Raw genomic sequence first — 16,707 nt, 5'->3', positions numbered from 1 at the left:
CTCTCCTTATTCTGCTTCACGTTTCACAAATTTAGTTTTAACTGGCAATTTGTGGCTAGCAAGACGAAGTGCTTCGCGTGCGATCTCTTCAGATACACCAGCGATTTCGAACATTACTTTACCACGTTTAACTGGTGCTACCCAACCTTCAGGAGCCCCTTTACCAGATCCCATACGTACCCCGATAGCTTTAGCGGTGTATGATTTGTGTGGGAAAATCTTAATCCAAACTTTACCACCACGTTTCATGTAACGAGTCATGGCGATACGAGCAGCTTCGATTTGACGGTTTGTGATCCAGTGGCTAGTTGTAGCTTGGAGACCGTATTCACCGAATGCTACTTCTTTTCCACCTTTTGCTTCACCGCGCATTTTACCACGGAATTCGCGACGGTGTTTTACACGTTTAGGTACTAACATTGGTTATTTACCTCCTTTAGCGTCTTTACGAGCCGGAAGAACTTCACCACGGTAGATCCATACTTTAACACCAAGTTTACCGTAAGTAGTGTCTGCTTCTTCCCAAGCGTAATCGATATCAGCGCGAAGTGTGTGGAGTGGAACAGTTCCTTCAGAGTATCCTTCTGCACGGGCAATATCTGCACCGTTCAAACGACCTGATACTTGAGTTTTGATTCCTTTAGCTCCAGCACGCATAGCACGTTGGATTGCTTGTTTTTGTGCACGACGGAAAGCAACACGTTGTTCCAATTGACGAGCGATTCCTTCACCAACAAGGTGAGCATCCAAGTCAGGACGTTTGATCTCAATGATGTTGATGTGTACTTGTTTACCAGTCAATTTGTTAAGAGCTGCACGAAGTGCATCAACGTTTGCTCCACCTTTACCGATAACCATACCTGGTTTAGCAGTGTGAAGAGAAACGTTAACTTTGTTTACTGCGCGTTCGATTTCAATAGTTGAAACGGCTGCGTCAGCCAATTCTTTTTGAATGAATTTACGGATTGCAAGATCTTCATGAAGGTAATCCGCGTATTCTTTTTCAGCATACCATTTGGCATCCCAATCACGGATGATACCAACACGCATACCAATTGGATGTACTTTTTGACCCACGAGTTTACCTCCTTATTTTTCTGCAACAGCTACTGTGATGTGAGCTGTACGTTTGTTGATTGGTGAAGCTGAACCTTTCGCACGTGGACGGAAACGTTTCATTGTTGGTCCTTCGTTTGCGAATGCTTCAGATACTACCAAGTTAGCTTTTTCCAAACCAAAGTTGTTTTCAGCGTTTGCTACTGCTGAGTTCAACACTTTAAGGATGATCCCTGCAGCTTTGTTTGGTGTAAATGTCAAAATAGCGATGGCATCGGCTACGCTTTTACCACGGATGTTGTCAAGAACAAGACGTGATTTACGAGGTGAAACACGCACTGTACGAGCCATTGCTTTAGCTGAAGTAATTTCTGCCATTTATGTTCTCCTTATTTTCTACGTGTCTTCTTGTCGTCTGCCGCGTGACCTTTGTAAGTACGAGTTGGTGCAAATTCACCAAGCTTGTGACCTACCATGTCTTCTTGGATGTAAACAGGTACATGTTTACGTCCATCATAAACTGCGATAGTGTATCCGATGAAACTTGGGAAGATCGTTGAACGACGTGACCAAGTTTTAATTACTTTTTTCTTTTCGTCGTTTGCTTGAGCTTCAACTTTTTTCATCAAATGCTCATCGACGAAAGGTCCTTTTTTAAGACTACGTCCCATTTTGTAATTTTCTCCTTTAAAATTTAGTACCACAGCGGCTTGCGCTGCTAAGCAGCGCTACCGAGCTGGCGGAAAGTGTAAGCTAGTTGCTTATGATTATTTTTGGTTGCGACGACGAACGATAAGTTTGTCAGATTTCGCTTTCTTGTTACGAGTTTTAAGACCAAGCGCAGGTTTACCCCAAGGAGTAGATGGCGCTTTACGTCCTACTGGTGCTTTACCTTCACCACCACCGTGTGGGTGATCATTCGGGTTCATTACAGAACCACGAACTGTAGGGCGAACACCTTTCCAGCGGTTACGTCCCGCTTTACCAAGGTTAACAAGTCCGTGTTGTTCGTTTCCGACAACACCAACTGTAGCACGGCAAGTTCCAAGAATCATACGAACTTCGCCTGATTGAAGACGAACAAGTACATATTTACCTTCAGAACCCAATACTTGAGCTGAAGCTCCAGCAGCACGTACCAATTCTCCACCTTTACCAGGTTTCAATTCGATGTTGTGGATCAAAGTACCAACTGGGATGTTAGCAAGTGGAAGAGCGTTTCCGACTTTGATATCTGCTTCTGGTCCTGATACGATGCGTTGACCTACTTCAAGACCTTTAGGGGCGATGATGTAAGCTTTCACACCGTCAGTGTAGTGTACAAGCGCGATGTTAGCTGAGCGGTTTGGATCGTATTCGATCGTTTTAACGACTGCTTCAACTCCATCTTTGTTACGTTTGAAATCGATCAAACGGTAATGACGTTTGTGTCCACCACCTTGGTGACGAACAGTAATACGACCGTTGTTGTTACGACCTGCTTTGTTTTTAAGAGAAACAAGCAAAGTTTTCTCAGGTGTGTTTGTTGTGATTTCAGCGAAATCCAAAGAAGTCATATTACGGCGACCGTTTGTTGTTGGTTTATAAACACGAATTCCCACGATATTTCCTCCTTAGATTATTCAGCTTCAGTAGCAAACAACTCGATTGCTTTAGAATCAGCTGCAAGCGTGATGATAGCTTTTTTAGTTTTTGATGTAAAACCAGTGTAACGTCCAACGCGTTTTGCTTTAGGTTTTACGTTTACAGTGTTCACATTCGCAACTTTTACACCTTCAAACGCAGCTTCAACAGCTTGTTTGATCAAAAGTTTGTGAGCGCGAGTGTCAACTTCGAATACATATTTGCCTGCTTCAAGTTGAGCCATTGACTTTTCAGTGATAACAGGTTTTTTGATAACATCATACAAATTCATTATGCAAGAACCTCCTCGATTTTAGAGATAGCTGCTTGAGTAACAAGAAGTTTGTCACTATTTGCGATGTCAAGAACACTTGCAGTTGTAGCAGTCGCAACTTTCACGTTTGGAAGGTTACGAGCTGAAAGAGCTGCGAATTCGTTTCCTTCTTCAAGAATAACAAGGACTTTAGAATCGATGCTCAAAGCTGCAAGAACTTTTGCAAATTCAGCAGTTTTTGGAGCTGTAAATTCAAGAGAATCAACGGCTACAAATTTGTTTTCAGCAACTTTTTCTGAGTAAACAGATTTAAGTGCAAGGCGACGAACTTTTTGAGGAAGTTTGTACGCATAGCTACGTGGAGTTGGTCCGAAGACGATTCCACCACCACGCCATTGTGGAGAGCGGATAGAACCTTGACGAGCACGTCCAGTTCCTTTTTGACGCCATGGTTTGCGTCCGCCACCTGAAACGGCTGAACGGTTTTTAACAGCGTGAGTTCCTTGACGAAGGCTAGCACGTTGGCTGATGATCACATCAAATACAACTGCTTGGTTTGGTTCGATACCAAAGATCGCATCGTTAAGAACAACTTCGCCCGCTTGTTTACCAGTTTGGTCGAATAATGTTACATTTGCCATTTTGACTGTATTCCCCTTTCCTTATTATTTACCAGCTTTAACTGCTGACTTGATAGTGATAAGAGATTTCTTAGCACCTGGTACGTTACCTTTGATAAGGATAACGTTCTTTTCTGGAACAACTTGTACAACTTCAAGGTTTTGAATAGTTACACGATCGCCACCCATGCGTCCTGCAAGGTTTTTACCTTTGAATACGCGGTTAGGTGCAACAGGTCCCATAGAACCTGGACGACGGTGATAACGAGAACCGTGAGCCATAGGTCCACGTGATTGTCCGTGGCGTTTGATAACACCTTGGAAACCTTTACCTTTAGAAGTACCAGTTACATCAACAATGTCTCCAGCTTCGAAAGTGTCAACTGTGATTTCAGCACCAACTTCCAAGCCTTCAACGTTTTTGAATTCACGAATGAAGCGCTTAGGAGCCGTGTTAGCTTTTGCTACATGTCCTTTAGCAGGTTTGTTGCTCAATACTTCGCGTTTGTCATCGAAACCAACTTGGATAGCGTTGTAACCATCTGTTTCAACAGTTTTAACTTGAAGAACAACGTTTGGAGTTGCTTCGATAACTGTTACAGGGATCAATTCGCCAGCTTCAGTGAAGATTTGAGTCATTCCCACTTTTTTCCCTAAGATTCCTTTTGTCATGAGAAAATAGTTCCTTTTCTATAGTTTTTTATTCAAAAAGTTTTTAACGAGCGTTTTTTATGCTCTTGATCAAGCTTTAGATTAAAGTTTGATTTCTACGTTTACACCACTTGGAAGATCCAATTTCATCAAAGCGTCAACTGTTTTTTGAGTTGGGTTGATGATGTCGATCAAGCGTTTGTGTGTACGCATTTCGAATTGTTCGCGAGAATCTTTGTATTTGTGAGTCGCACGAATGATTGTGTAGAGGCTACGCTCAGTTGGAAGTGGGATTGGACCCGCAACTTGTGCACCTGTACGAGTAGCTGATTCTACGATTTTTGCAGCCGCTGTGTCGAGTGTACGGTGTTCGTACGCTTTCAAACGGATGCGGATTTTTTTGTTTGCCATCTTTTTCTCCTTTTCGTCTATTTAAGATAATAGGCTAGCTCCACAAGAAAACCGACGAGCGTTGCGTGGCAATGCAACCGAGCGTGTCGCAACCTCTTGCATCAAAGCTAATAGCTGTTTTTCACAGCACCATAGTAGTTTAACACAAACAAAGGCCCAATGCAAGGGATTTGAGAAGATTTTTTTCGTTTTTTTGATGAAAGTGTTTTCGAAAGAAAAAGCGTGCTAATATAGTTGCTATTATATAGAAAAAAGGGAGCGAGACAGAACAAATTTATATCCAATTTGTTCGTCGTCTCGCCCCCGCACAGTTGATTAGGTTATCTTTGGAGCTTAACAAGCGAACAAAGATACCAATCAACCACTGCGTCTAGCAGTTATTCCTATTATTCTCAGATGGCTGTAGTCTTTTTTTCTTCCTATTTATCTATTTCTAGAAATTCCGCCCTGACTTGTTATAGCCATATTTTTCGACGAAATGCTCACGGAATTCTAAGAGATTGTCATCCACGATGGCTTGACGGACCTGTTTCATGAGGTTGATCAAGAAGTATAGGTTGTGGTAGCTGGTCAAGCGAATTCCGAAGGTCTCATCTGCCTTGAGGAGGTGGCGTAGATAAGCCCGGGTGTAATTTTTACAAGTGTAGCAATCACATTCGGGATCTAGCGGTGTAAAATCTTCTGCAAATTGCGCATTTTTCACTACCAGGCGACCTTGGCTAGTCATACAGGTACCATTTCGCGCAATCCGCGTCGGCAAGACACAGTCAAACATGTCCACTCCACGAATAACACCATCAATCAGACTGTCTGGAGCCCCCACTCCCATGAGATAGCGAGGCTTGTTCTCTGGTAAGAGCGGAGTTGTGAAATCCAGCACGGCATTCATCTCTTCATGGCTTTCCCCAACAGCTAAGCCACCGATGGAATAGCCTGGAAAGTCCATGCTGACCAAATCTTGAGCAGACTGACGGCGCAAGTCTTCAAATCCAGCACCTTGAACAATCCCGAAAAGACCTTGATCATGAGGACGACGGTGAGCCTTCAGGCCACGTTCTGCCCAACGACTTGTCCGTTCGATTGATTTTTTCACATAATCATAGGGCTGATAGAACTGAGGGCATTCATCAAAGGACATCATGATGTCGCTCCCTAGATTGTTTTGGATGGAGATGGCCTTTTCCGGAGAGAGGAACATCTTCGAGCCGTTGAGGTGGTTTTTAAAGGTTACCCCTTCTTCAGTGATGTTGCGGGTATCCGCTAATGAATAGACCTGGAAGCCTCCACTATCTGTCAAAATCGGCTGGTCCCAGTTCATGAACTGGTGCAATCCTCCTGCTTTTGCAACCAAGTCGTCCCCGGGACGAAGCCAGAGATGGTAGGTGTTGGCCAAGATAATTCCAGAACCCATTTCCTTGAGTTCTTCTGGCGATTGGGTCTTAACGGTTGCCTGAGTCCCTACAGGCATAAACATTGGGGTCGGGAAGGTCCCGTGAGGGGTGATAATTTCTCCCAGACGAGCACCTGTATGTTTTTCTTTTTTGATTAATCGATATTGAATCGGTGAATCTGTCATGGTTACCTCCGTACTGGGAAAAACAGTCCCAGCCTTCTTATTCCTGTCACAGTTTTCCTGTGAGCACCTGTACGATTGTACCAAATTTTACCGGCTCTGTCACGGTCTTATGTTATAATAAAAAGTACTACTATGAAGAGAGTGTCATCTATGAACCTTAAACTGATTCGCCTTCGGGCACGTACCATGCAAGTCCAGCAACCGGGCTTAGCTATCCTTTTTGCTCTTCCGGTCCTGTTGACCATTCTTGCTAACTTTCTCTTAAGTGGGCAAGATCTGGTCAATCTACTACCGGATATGACCTTGCAGCAAGCAAGTATCTACATGATCCAACGACAGCTCTTTCCTTCTGTCGTCTCCTTTGTCATCTCCATTTTAGTGGTTGGTGCGACTTTTAGCTATTTAGATACGATTAATCCCAAGATCGGACACCGAACACGCGTGTTAGATATCTTTAAACAAGATCGCTTTACCTCTGTATTTGCCACCTTGATCTTGAAGCAAGCCGTCCTCTTTTTATGGGGACTCATCCTCTATGTGGGGAGTCTCATCAGCACCTACGCTAGCATTCGATTTTTGGCGATCTACGATAAGGTGAGTAACCCTAGCACTTTGAGTGCTTCCAGTCCTGAATTCCAATCTCTCATGCAACAAATGCCTCTGATGACTGCTGGCGTCGTACTTGGCCTGATCGGCCTCCTCTTTTACCTGCCACAATACTACAGTCTTAGCCTGGTCGAATTGATCCTCTACGAGCAATTACGAGACGGCGACTACAAGGGAGCCTTTGGAGTCCTTCGCCAAAGTCGTGAAACCATGAAAGGGTTCCGCAGCAATCGCTTGGTGCTCGATCTAACCTTGATTGGTTGGTACTTCTTGAATTACTTCACGCGCGATGTCATCGGCTTTTATACCATGCCTTACTTTATCAACTGCCAAATTGCCTTTTATGATCAAATCAAGCAGATTAAACAAGGGCCTCGCCATTTTACAGGCCATCCAAGCCATGAAACTGAATAAGAGTAAGAAGAAAACCCCAGCTTGCTGGGGTTTTCTTCTATGTCAATTGTTTATCATTTATAAACCGTATAGGGAGTCTCCTAAGATCAGTCGGGTGTGTTCCCGTTTGATACAGCGGTTCATGACGATATCTTCTCGTCCAGCTCCACGAAGGATTTCTTCTGCTTCTTGATTTTCCAGCTCCAATTGTGCCCAGAAAATTTTCGCATCCGTCTCAATAAAATCACGTGCCACATCTGGTAAAAACTCACTGCGTCGGTATACATCGACGATATCTACTGGGAAAGGAATCTCCTGCAAGCTAGCATACACCGTTTCTCCAAGAATCTGGCCACCGGCTGCACGAGGATTAACAGGAATAATCCGATAGCCCCGCTCTTGCATCTCCTTACTGACACGATGACTGGTTGTGTCTTCACGATCAGATAATCCAACTACAGCGATGATCTTGCTCGTTTCTAGGTAATGTTTGATAATGCCATCACTAGGATTGCGAAATGAATAAGCCATAAGAATCTCCTTTTGTATGCGTTTCCTTTCTTTAAATAGTATAACAATACGGAAGGCATTGCAAGTGTTTGTCATTAAAAGAGGTAGGAAACTGAAAAGTCTCCTACCGCTTTCTGTTTTGAACAAACTCAATTTTATTTGGCTTCATACCATGTCTTGCCTTCGTTTTCATCGGCTTCCAGTGGTACTGCAAGTTCGATAGCGGATTCCATGGTCTCTTTGACGAGTTCTTTGATCGCTGCCAGTTCATCACTTGGCACTTGCAGAACGATTTCATCGTGCACTTGAAGAAGCATCTTGGTCTTGTATGCTCCTCTTTCTAGCGCTTGGTCCAAGTGGATCATGGCAATTTTCAAGATGTCTGCTGCAGATCCTTGGATCGGTGAGTTAATAGCTGTCCGCTCCGCAAAGCCTCGAACATTGAAGTTGCGAGAATTGATATCTGGAATCTCCCGACGACGCTTGAAGAGGGTCTCCACATAGCCTTTATCACGCGCTTCCCGTACCACTCTCTCCATATAGTCCTTGATGCCAGGGTAGCGTTCGAAGTAGGTCTCAATATAAGCCTTGGCTTCTTTTCGACTGATCCCTAGGTTGTTAGACAGTCCAAAGTCGGAAATTCCATAAACCACACCGAAGTTTACTGCTTTTGCATTGCGACGGTCGTTCGGCGTCACATCTTCAGGTTTTGCAATATTGAAAACTCGCATAGCAGTCGATGTATGGATATCTGCCCCATGTTTAAAGGCGTCAATCAAATGCTCATCTCCCGAAATATGGGCCAAGACGCGCAGTTCGATTTGTGAATAGTCCGAACTCAGCAAGACACTGTTTTCCTCTTCTGGGACAAAGGCCTTACGAATAAGACGACCTTGTTCCAAACGGACAGGAATGTTTTGCAGGTTGGGATCCACACTGGACAAACGGCCTGTCTGCGTCAAATCCTGTACATAGCGGGTATGGATCTTCCCATCTTCCAAAATCCAATCTTGAAGACCGATGACATAGGTCGACTGGATCTTAGCAATTTGGCGGTATTCAAGAATCTTAGACACAATCGGTGCAATTGGAGCCAGGCGTTCCAAGACATCAACGGCTGTTGAATAGCCGGTTTTTGTCTTCTTAGTATATTCAAGAGGGAGTCCCAATTTTTCAAAGAGAATGACCCCCAATTGTTTTGGAGAATTGATATTAAACTCTTCTCCTGCAAGCTCGTAGATTTCTTGAGTCAAGCGCTCCAAGACCACTTCGTTTTCCACCTGCATGTCTTCTAGGGTCTGACGCTCTACCTTGATCCCCGCGATTTCCATCTTGGCCAAAACAGCTGCTAGCGGTTGCTCCATATCATAGAGCAAATCTAGTTGGTCATGGGCCTGCAACTGCTCTACCATGGGCTCTTCGGTATCCAGTAGAACAGCGACTTTCCGGGCCAAATGCTCTAATAGGGCGGTCTTTACTGGGATAGCTTTTTTGGCTCCCTTGCCATAAACGACTTCGTCCAGCGGTAGCGCAATCTGACTATAGAGACTCGCAATGGTTGAAATTTCATTGTCCTCTACGGTCGACAAGAGATACTTGGCCAATCGACTATCAAAAGCCGGCTTTTGCAAGGTAATGTCCAAGTGGCTGAGCAAGACCTTGGCCCGCTTAAAGTCATAGACCTTGAGGGGTGTTTTTTCGAGAAATTCTTTGAAAATCGGTGTTTGTAAAAGAGCAGTATCTGTACTTGCGTAGAGCTGACCTTTGGTCCCCCATGCGAAACCAATGATGGGTTCCGTATGGTAGTTGTCCCCAAAAATCTCGAAATGGAAGAAACTATCTTCCGTAAGCATATCTGGAGTGACTTGCTCGACTTCTGTATAGTCAATGGCTACAGGAGCCGCCTCTTCTCCACTGAGATCCAAGGCCTGACGGAGTTGCTTGAAGCCCATCTCCTCATAAAACTTGGCGAGATTTTCTAGATGAGGACCCGAATAAGTGATATCGTCCAGGCCAATTTCAATAGGCGCATTGGTATCGATGGTTGCGAGAGTCTTAGACAGATAGGCCTGCTCCTTGTCGTTGATGAGGTTTTCCTTCATCTTAGAAGCCTTCATCTCGTCGATATGCTCATAAATACCATCGAGAGACCCGTACTCTAGGAGTAGTTTGATCCCGGTCTTTTCTCCGATTTTGGTGACACCTGGGATATTATCCGACTTATCTCCCATCAAGGCCTTGAGGTCGATAAATTGCTCTGGTGTCAGTCCCATCTTTTCTTTCAGATAGGCTGGAGTGAATTCTTCAAACTCTGCCACCCCTTTTTTGGAGATTTCAACCACCGTATTGTCATCCGTCAGCTGGATCAAATCCTTGTCCCCAGAGACAATGGTGACTTCAAAGGGTACTGAGGTAGCTTCTGCCATCTTATCAAGCGTTCCAATAATATCATCCGCTTCATACTGGGCTAGCTCATAATGGCGGATTCCCAGATGGTCTAATTGCTCACGAATGAAAGGGAACTGCTCACGGAACTCATCTGGAGTTTTTGCACGGCCCCCTTTGTAGTCGGCATACATCTCCGTCCGAAAGGTCGTCTTTCCTGCATCAAAAGCAACGAGAACATGGGTTGGTTGGATGCGCTCCAAGAGATGGCTCAACATGAGATTAAAGCCATAGACCGCATTGGTATGCAGACCATTGGCATTTTTGAAGCGATCAATTTGATGATAGAGTGCGAAAAAGGCACGAAAAGCGACGGAAGACCCGTCGATGAGTAGTAATTTATTCTTTTTTTCCATAGGCTTATTATACCACGAATCACAAGGTCTCTGGTACATAAAAACTCTACCCTTTCGGGTAGAGCCTTCTTTAGGAGTTTCTTATGAAAAATGAAGAGAAGTGTTTATTCGCCGTAACAAGAACCTTGTTGTGGCAATTTCTTAAAGCGTTTTGGATAATTAACTGAGATTTTCATTTTCTGTACCTCATTTCTTATTGGATGAGTACAGTATACAAGAGAAACCTAAACGATTCCTTATAGAAAGCTTCAAGAAAACTAAAAGCTGAGGCGCAAAACACGCGGTTGTTTTTTCCTACAAGCTGGTAACTGAAGATGGAGCCCTGTCTCATCTTGGCTCCAAGAAAGGGGCTGGCTTTCTCCAAGGAGCTCTAGCTTTTGAATGCGCGCATGAAGAATTCTCGGTTGCTTGAGATCATAGGCGAGAGACGACAAGGTCAACTCTTCCGTCCTTCCACTTGGTTCCAGCTGGATGGCATAAAGAAAACCATCACGCATGGTATAGCGAAAATCTTGGCTGGTATAGAGTGGCGCTTCTCCATCTGAGAAGGAACCTTCCTGGGCCTCGGTCGGTCCGTCCGATGACACCCGCCAAGGCCGACTCTGATAAATGGCTTCTCCATTTACCGCCAGCCAGTCCCCGATCTCTGTGAGGATGTCTTGGTCTTGCTCAGGGATCGTGCCGTCTGCCTTGGGTCCAATATTGAGCAGAAGATTGCCATTTTTGGCCACAACATCGACTAAATTTTGTAGCAATTCCTTACTGGTCTTGTAGGCTAGATCCTGGGTATAGCACCAAGAATTACGGGCGATCGCGGTATCCATTTGCCACGGAAAGGCTTGCGTCTCTCCGTATCCTCCCCGCTCCATCTCAACGATTCCTGAACCGAAAGGGAGGGCATCCTGTTTGTAACAAACAGCCACCTTGCGATCCTCTTGTGCTACTAGATTGTAATAATAAGCCAAAAAGCGCATCAAGTAGGGACGGAAACTCTCATGCTGGATCCACCAGTCAAAATATAGGAGCTCTGGTTGGTAGTCCCGCACCAGTTCACAGGTTCGCAAAAGCCAATCTTCCAAGAATTCTTTGCTTGGATAAGGCTTGGAAGTCAGATCAAAATGATCCTTGGGTTCTGGCTCCGCCGGCCAATAAAGGCTGTCTCTTGGGACTTCTTTCGGAATGTCACTAGTGAATTTCTTGCCATGTGAAAAGAAAAACTGGTGTTCTGCCCGGTGAGAGGACGTACAGAAGTGCAGGCCACGTTTTTCTGCTTCCTCCCTCAGCTCTCCTAAGACATCTCGTCTCGGCCCCATTTCTAAACTATTATAAGGCGAGAGAGTAGAGGCATACATCTGAAAACCATCGTGGTGCTCCGCAACTGGAAAAAGATACTGGGCTCCCGCTTTTTGAAAGAGATCTAGCCAAGATGCCGGATCAAAGCGATCGGCTGTAAAAAGAGGAATGAGATCCTTGTAGCCAAAGCCGGCCTGGTCTCCAAAATGCTCTCGATGATAGTCATAACAAGGATTCCCTTGGATATACATATTTCGCGAATACCATTCCGAACCGAAAGCAGGTACACTGTAGACACCCCAGTGGATAAACATTCCAAATTTGGCATCTCGATACCAATCTGGACAGACTTGATGGCTAAGAGAGTCCCAGGTGGGTTCAAAAGGACCTGACTGGACAACTTGATCAATCTCTTCAAGGCTTATCATTCTCTTCTCCTCTTTTCTTGTTACTACCTCTATTGTAACGAGAAAGCCTCGTTTGTAAAGACCAACGAGGGGAATGTTTAAAATAGTAGACAAAGAGCTTGATCTAGGAGAATCAAGCTGATGATGAATGAAATGAAGCGTCTAGCCCTTCACTGCTTGAGAAATAAAACGAGCAATGGCGTCTGTCTCTCCTTGGTGGAGAGCCTTAACGATTTTGGACCCCACAATCACTCCATCCGAGACCTTGTTGAAACGGTGAACATCCTCCATGCTGGAAACTCCAAAACCTGTTAAAACAGGAATGGACGCTATTTCGTGTAATTGGGCCAAGTGGTGATCCAAGTCATCTCGATAGCTACCAGCTTTCCCCGTCACTCCATTGACAGCAACGGCATAGATAAATCCTTCTGCATCTTGGATCAATTTCTTTTGGCGCTCGATTCCTGTGGTTAGGCTCACTAGTGGCACCAAGGCGATGTCTTTATCCGCTAATAGAGGCTCTACCAGATCCGCATGCTCATGAGGAAGATCGGGAATAATCACTCCCTTAACCGCTGTTCCTTCTACATCTCTAAAGAAGTTTTCGAGCCCATATTGGAACAAGGGGTTGAAATAGGTCATGATGACCAAAGGAACACTTGTCTCTAAGTGCTGGATCGTTTGCACCAGTTCCTCTGTCGTCGTCCCATGGGCTAAACTTCGTAGTCCCGCCTCTTCAATCACAGGACCATCTGCCACCGGATCTGAAAAAGGAATGCCAACCTCAATAGCTGAGACACCAAGCTCCTCCAAAAATTGGATGGTTTCCTGCAAACCTGCCAAGCCTTTTTCATGATCTCCTGCCATGATATAAGGAACAAAGATCCCTTGCTGCTGGTCTTTCAGCTTTTGTAAACGCTCTGTTAAGGTCTTTCCCATCTTACTCTCCTCTCTCTTGTTCTAGGCGGTCTTTGACTTGTACCACATCTTTATCCCCACGACCTGACAAGCAAACGATCATAGATTTTTCAGGCCCCATCTCCTTGGCCAACTTCACCGCATAGGCGATAGCGTGGCTAGATTCCAGGGCCGGAATGATTCCTTCCACTTTTGAAAGCAATTGAAAGGCTTCTAGCGCTTCCTGGTCTGTCACAGGCACATAGGTTGCCCGCTTGATGTCATGGAAATAAGAATGCTCTGGCCCAATTCCTGGATAATCGAGACCTGCTGAAATCGAGAAGGCTTCTAAAATCTGTCCATGGGCATCCTGTAAAACATCCATCAAGGCACCGTGAAGGACTCCCGGACGTCCCTTGGTCAAGGTTGCTGCATGCTGGTCTGTATCCACTCCAAGCCCAGCAGCCTCTGCCCCATACATGGCAACAGAGGTATCCTCAACAAAAGGATAAAAGAGCCCAATAGCGTTCGATCCGCCTCCTACACAGGCTAGGACGGCATCTGGCAGCGCACCGTCATTTTGCTCTGCAAATTGGCGTTTGGCTTCTCGGCCAATGACACTTTGAAAATTACGGACAATTTCTGGGAATGGGTGAGGTCCTAGAGCAGAACCCATGATATAGTGGGTATCCTCCACATTTGCTACCCAGGCTCTAAGGGCAGCATTGACCGCATCCTTGAGAACACGTGACCCATCTGTTACTGATTGAACCTTGGCGCCCAATAACTCCATCCGAAAGACATTGAGGGCTTGGCGTTTGACATCTTCTTCCCCCATGTAGATGGTACATTCCATATCAAATAAAGCAGCTGCCGTTGCCGTTGCAACACCGTGCTGTCCGGCCCCTGTTTCTGCGATGATCTTCTTTTTGCCCATCCGATGTGCCAATAAAACTTGTCCTAGGGCATTATTAATTTTATGAGCCCCTGTGTGGTTGAGGTCTTCTCTTTTAAGAAAGATCTTGGCTCCACCGACGTACTTGGTAAGATTTTTAGCGTAATAGAGCGGTGTTTCCCGACCGACATATTGTTTCAGAAGCTGATCCAATTCTGCTTGAAAAGAAGGATCTTTTTGACTTTCTCTGTAGGCTTCTTCTAATTCTAAAACTGCTGTCATCAAGGTTTCAGGGACAAATCGTCCCCCGAACCGCCCGTAAAATCCGTTTTTATCTGGTTGTTTATATGCCATGCTTGACCCTTTCTATAAATCGTTTTATTTTTTCTTGATCTTTTTTTCCATTTGTCTCGACCCCACTGGATACATCCACCGCATAAGGATTAAAGAAGCGAATGGCATCTGCTACATTGTCTTCCGTCAAGCCTCCTGCAATAAAGAAGGGCTTTGTGAAATTTTGGGTTTCGAGCTTTTGCCAGTCAAAAGTCTGCCCACTTCCTGCTACAGGAGCATCAAAGAGCAGATAATCGCCACTGGTCTCAGAAAGAGCTGTATCTTTCCCCACTTGAACAGCGCGAATCGTTTGTTGGGGAAACTCTTGCAAGATGGTTTCATCCATCGGCCCATGCACTTGTATCAGGTCCAAGCCCACAACTTGGCAAGCTTGCTCCACTTCTTCTCTTTGTGGTGATACAAAAACACCGACTTTTTGAACCCCCTTTGGAATCCCTGTAGCCAACTGCCGAGCTTGTTCCAACGTGACTTGCCGTTTGCTTGGTGCAAAGACAAAACCAATGTAGTCCGCACCGGCTTCAACAGCCGTCTGCACGGCTTCTGGAGTGGACAATCCGCAAATTTTAACCTTTGTCAATCTGCAACTCCTTTACTTTTTCAGCCACATTGTCTGCCTTCATGAGGGCTGTCCCAACGAGAATGCCATTAAAATAAGGAGCCAGCATACGCGCATCTGCTGCTGTGAAAATAGCAGACTCCGAGATGTAAACCGGTTCTTGTTCAAAGCTTGTCGCCAATTCCAGGCTAGTATGAAGATCTGTCTCAAAGGTCACCAAGTTGCGATTATTGACCCCTATGGTCTGAGCCCCAATCCGGTGAGCGATCTCTAGTTCTGTCAGATTATGGGTCTCCACCAAGACCTCCAGGCCAAGATGGGTCGCAAACTCATAGAGCTCCTTCAGACGAGCCTCTGGTAAGGCTGCAACTATCAACAAGATCACGGTCGCCCCTGCGTTTCGCGCCCGAATTATTTGCTTTTCATCCACAACGAAATCTTTGTTGAGGGTGGGGATACGCACCTGACTAGATATTTCCCGGAGATACTCGATACTGCCCTTGAAAAACACTTCATCGGTCAAGACAGAAATCATCACGGCCCCATTTTCTTCGTAAGTCTTAGCCTGCGCGACGATATCCACATCAACATGAATATCTCCCAGACTCGGGCTGGCCTTTTTCACTTCCGCAATGACCTGAAGCTTTTCTGGATGACTCTTTAGGTAATCATACAGGCGGTAGGTCTCGCGCAAAGGTTGGAGCTCCTCTTCTTTCATCACAGCCACTTCACGCGCCTTTTCCTTTAGAATCTTTGGCAAGAATTCTTGACTCATTTTTGATACTCCTGTAATAATCTCAATTTCTCAAGGGCGGCCCCACTGGCAATCACTTCACGTGCCAAGGCAATCCCCTCCTTGATAGAATCTACTTTGCCGTTGGCATAAAAACCAAGGCCAGCATTCAAGACAGTCACCTCTAAGAAGGGACTCGCTTCATTCTTCAAGACACTGAGCAAAATTTCTGCATTGCGTTTAGCGTCTCCACCACGTACTTGATCAATTTCGATGCGCTCCATTCCCATATCTTCTGGTTGAAAGCTGGATAAGGTAACCTGTCCATTTTCCAAAATAGCGAGCTGGGTTTCTCCATCAAGGCCTGCCTCGTCCAAACCTTGTGGGCCACTCACCACCACTGCGCGTTTCCGACCCAAATTCTTTAGAATCTCTGCCGTACTTTCCAGCATATCCAGACGACTGGTTCCCAATAGCTGTGTTTCTAGAGGAATCGGATTAATGAGAGGACCGGTCAAATTCATCACCGTTGGAACTCCTAGCGCCAAGCGAGCTGGCATAATATAGCGCATGCCAGGATGCAGATTTTTGGCAAATAGAAAGACAATGCCCGCTTTTTCAAACACTCGTCCTAAATCTTCTGGACCCAAATCAAGGTTAATCCCTAGAGCTTCTAGGACATCAGCAGAACCGGAATTAGAAGAGATCGAGCGATTCCCGTGTTTCGCCATCTTGACACCACCACCAGCGAGAACAAAGGCAGCTGTTGTTGAAATATTGAAACTATAAGAACGATCGCCCCCCGTTCCACAATTGTCCATTGCTCCTTGAACTCCTGTAGGAATAGCGATCGCATAGGCCTGCATCACTTTTGCAATAGCCGTCCGCTCTTCAACCGTTTCCCCCTTCATTTTGAGACCTAGAAGAAGGGCCGTCACCTGTGCTTCTGAAGCACGACCAGCGACAACTTCCTCCATGGCTGCTTCTAATTCTGCGCTGGTTAGATCCATTCCTTCCGCCACTTTTGCAAGCACTTGTTTCATCTTCCGCT

At 45.4% G+C, this 16,707-nt stretch carries 19 protein-coding genes; 1 reads left to right on the top strand and 18 read right to left on the bottom strand.

Going from position 1 to position 16,707, the window contains the following annotated elements:
- Positions 1-6: 6 nt before the first annotated feature.
- The 10 genes from rplP to tgt form a co-directional block, all read right to left on the bottom strand.
- The gene (rplP, locus tag NMM13_RS08680; protein WP_000960947.1) at positions 7-420 is read right to left on the bottom strand and encodes a 50S ribosomal protein L16; all 414 of its coding nucleotides are present in this window, start codon (positions 418-420) and stop codon (positions 7-9) included.
- A gap of 3 nt (positions 421-423) precedes the next feature.
- On the bottom strand, positions 424-1,077 hold the full coding sequence (rpsC, locus tag NMM13_RS08675; protein ID WP_003002336.1) for a 30S ribosomal protein S3: 654 nt from the start codon (positions 1,075-1,077) through the stop codon (positions 424-426).
- 12 nt (positions 1,078-1,089) lie between these two features.
- Positions 1,090-1,434 (bottom strand): 50S ribosomal protein L22, encoded by a 345-nt coding sequence (gene rplV / locus NMM13_RS08670; protein WP_000818139.1) that lies wholly within the window; start codon positions 1,432-1,434, stop codon positions 1,090-1,092.
- Positions 1,435-1,445: 11 nt separating this feature from the next.
- Positions 1,446-1,727, bottom strand: a complete 282-nt coding sequence (gene rpsS, locus NMM13_RS08665; protein WP_000533766.1) for a 30S ribosomal protein S19 — start codon at positions 1,725-1,727, stop codon at positions 1,446-1,448.
- A gap of 96 nt (positions 1,728-1,823) precedes the next feature.
- Positions 1,824-2,657, bottom strand: a complete 834-nt coding sequence (rplB, locus tag NMM13_RS08660; RefSeq protein ID WP_000512900.1) for a 50S ribosomal protein L2 — start codon at positions 2,655-2,657, stop codon at positions 1,824-1,826.
- A 17-nt stretch (positions 2,658-2,674) separates the two neighbouring features.
- On the bottom strand, positions 2,675-2,971 hold the full coding sequence (locus tag NMM13_RS08655) for a 50S ribosomal protein L23 (RefSeq protein ID WP_003009593.1): 297 nt from the start codon (positions 2,969-2,971) through the stop codon (positions 2,675-2,677).
- Entirely contained in the window at positions 2,971-3,594 is a 624-nt protein-coding gene (rplD, locus tag NMM13_RS08650) for a 50S ribosomal protein L4 (RefSeq protein WP_003009591.1), read from the bottom strand. The genes NMM13_RS08655 and rplD overlap by 1 nt, the downstream gene beginning before the upstream one ends.
- 24 nt (positions 3,595-3,618) lie before the next feature.
- The gene (gene rplC / locus NMM13_RS08645; protein WP_003010846.1) at positions 3,619-4,245 is read right to left on the bottom strand and encodes a 50S ribosomal protein L3; all 627 of its coding nucleotides are present in this window, start codon (positions 4,243-4,245) and stop codon (positions 3,619-3,621) included.
- A gap of 81 nt (positions 4,246-4,326) precedes the next feature.
- Complete coding sequence (gene rpsJ, locus NMM13_RS08640) at positions 4,327-4,635, bottom strand: 30S ribosomal protein S10 (RefSeq protein WP_003009585.1); 309 nt, start codon at positions 4,633-4,635, stop codon at positions 4,327-4,329.
- 433 nt (positions 4,636-5,068) lie between these two features.
- Positions 5,069-6,211 carry a tRNA guanosine(34) transglycosylase Tgt gene (tgt, locus tag NMM13_RS08635; RefSeq protein ID WP_223325791.1) on the bottom strand — a complete coding sequence of 381 codons (1,143 nt, stop codon included), beginning with the start codon at positions 6,209-6,211 and terminating at the stop codon, positions 5,069-5,071.
- A gap of 150 nt (positions 6,212-6,361) precedes the next feature.
- Here tgt and NMM13_RS08630 point away from each other — a divergent pair, with 150 nt between their 5' ends.
- A complete protein-coding gene (locus NMM13_RS08630) occupies positions 6,362-7,231 on the top strand; it encodes a DUF975 family protein (RefSeq protein ID WP_254728471.1) in 870 nt (289 codons plus the stop codon).
- Between the two features lie 57 nt (positions 7,232-7,288).
- Here the strand turns inward: NMM13_RS08630 and NMM13_RS08625 are convergent, their stop codons facing one another.
- From NMM13_RS08625 to trpD, 8 genes are all read right to left on the bottom strand, one after another.
- Positions 7,289-7,741 carry a CoA-binding protein gene (locus NMM13_RS08625; protein WP_021154247.1) on the bottom strand — a complete coding sequence of 151 codons (453 nt, stop codon included), beginning with the start codon at positions 7,739-7,741 and terminating at the stop codon, positions 7,289-7,291.
- Between the two features lie 134 nt (positions 7,742-7,875).
- Complete coding sequence (polA, locus tag NMM13_RS08620) at positions 7,876-10,521, bottom strand: DNA polymerase I (RefSeq protein WP_254728470.1); 2,646 nt, start codon at positions 10,519-10,521, stop codon at positions 7,876-7,878.
- Positions 10,522-10,778: 257 nt separating this feature from the next.
- Positions 10,779-12,242: an alpha-L-fucosidase gene (locus NMM13_RS08615; RefSeq protein WP_254728469.1), complete on the bottom strand. Its 1,464-nt coding sequence runs from the start codon at positions 12,240-12,242 to the stop codon at positions 10,779-10,781.
- Between the two features lie 141 nt (positions 12,243-12,383).
- Positions 12,384-13,160, bottom strand: coding sequence for a tryptophan synthase subunit alpha (gene trpA / locus NMM13_RS08610; RefSeq protein ID WP_049498103.1), 777 nt, complete (start codon positions 13,158-13,160; stop codon positions 12,384-12,386).
- Between the two features lies 1 nt (position 13,161).
- Entirely contained in the window at positions 13,162-14,367 is a 1,206-nt protein-coding gene (trpB, locus tag NMM13_RS08605) for a tryptophan synthase subunit beta (protein WP_254734717.1), read from the bottom strand.
- The gene (locus NMM13_RS08600; RefSeq protein ID WP_254728467.1) at positions 14,357-14,944 is read right to left on the bottom strand and encodes a phosphoribosylanthranilate isomerase; all 588 of its coding nucleotides are present in this window, start codon (positions 14,942-14,944) and stop codon (positions 14,357-14,359) included. Before NMM13_RS08600 ends, trpB begins: the two co-directional genes overlap by 11 nt.
- Positions 14,931-15,698, bottom strand: coding sequence for an indole-3-glycerol phosphate synthase TrpC (gene trpC, locus NMM13_RS08595; RefSeq protein ID WP_254728466.1), 768 nt, complete (start codon positions 15,696-15,698; stop codon positions 14,931-14,933). The genes NMM13_RS08600 and trpC overlap by 14 nt, the downstream gene beginning before the upstream one ends.
- Entirely contained in the window at positions 15,695-16,699 is a 1,005-nt protein-coding gene (gene trpD, locus NMM13_RS08590; RefSeq protein WP_254728475.1) for an anthranilate phosphoribosyltransferase, read from the bottom strand. Before trpD ends, trpC begins: the two co-directional genes overlap by 4 nt.
- Between the last annotated feature and the right edge of the window lie 8 nt (positions 16,700-16,707).

The organism is Streptococcus sp. CF8_St5-11, from assembly GCF_024295625.1.
Lineage (GTDB): Bacteria > Bacillota > Bacilli > Lactobacillales > Streptococcaceae > Streptococcus.
This window is presented reverse-complemented; position numbering and strand designations above follow the sequence as displayed.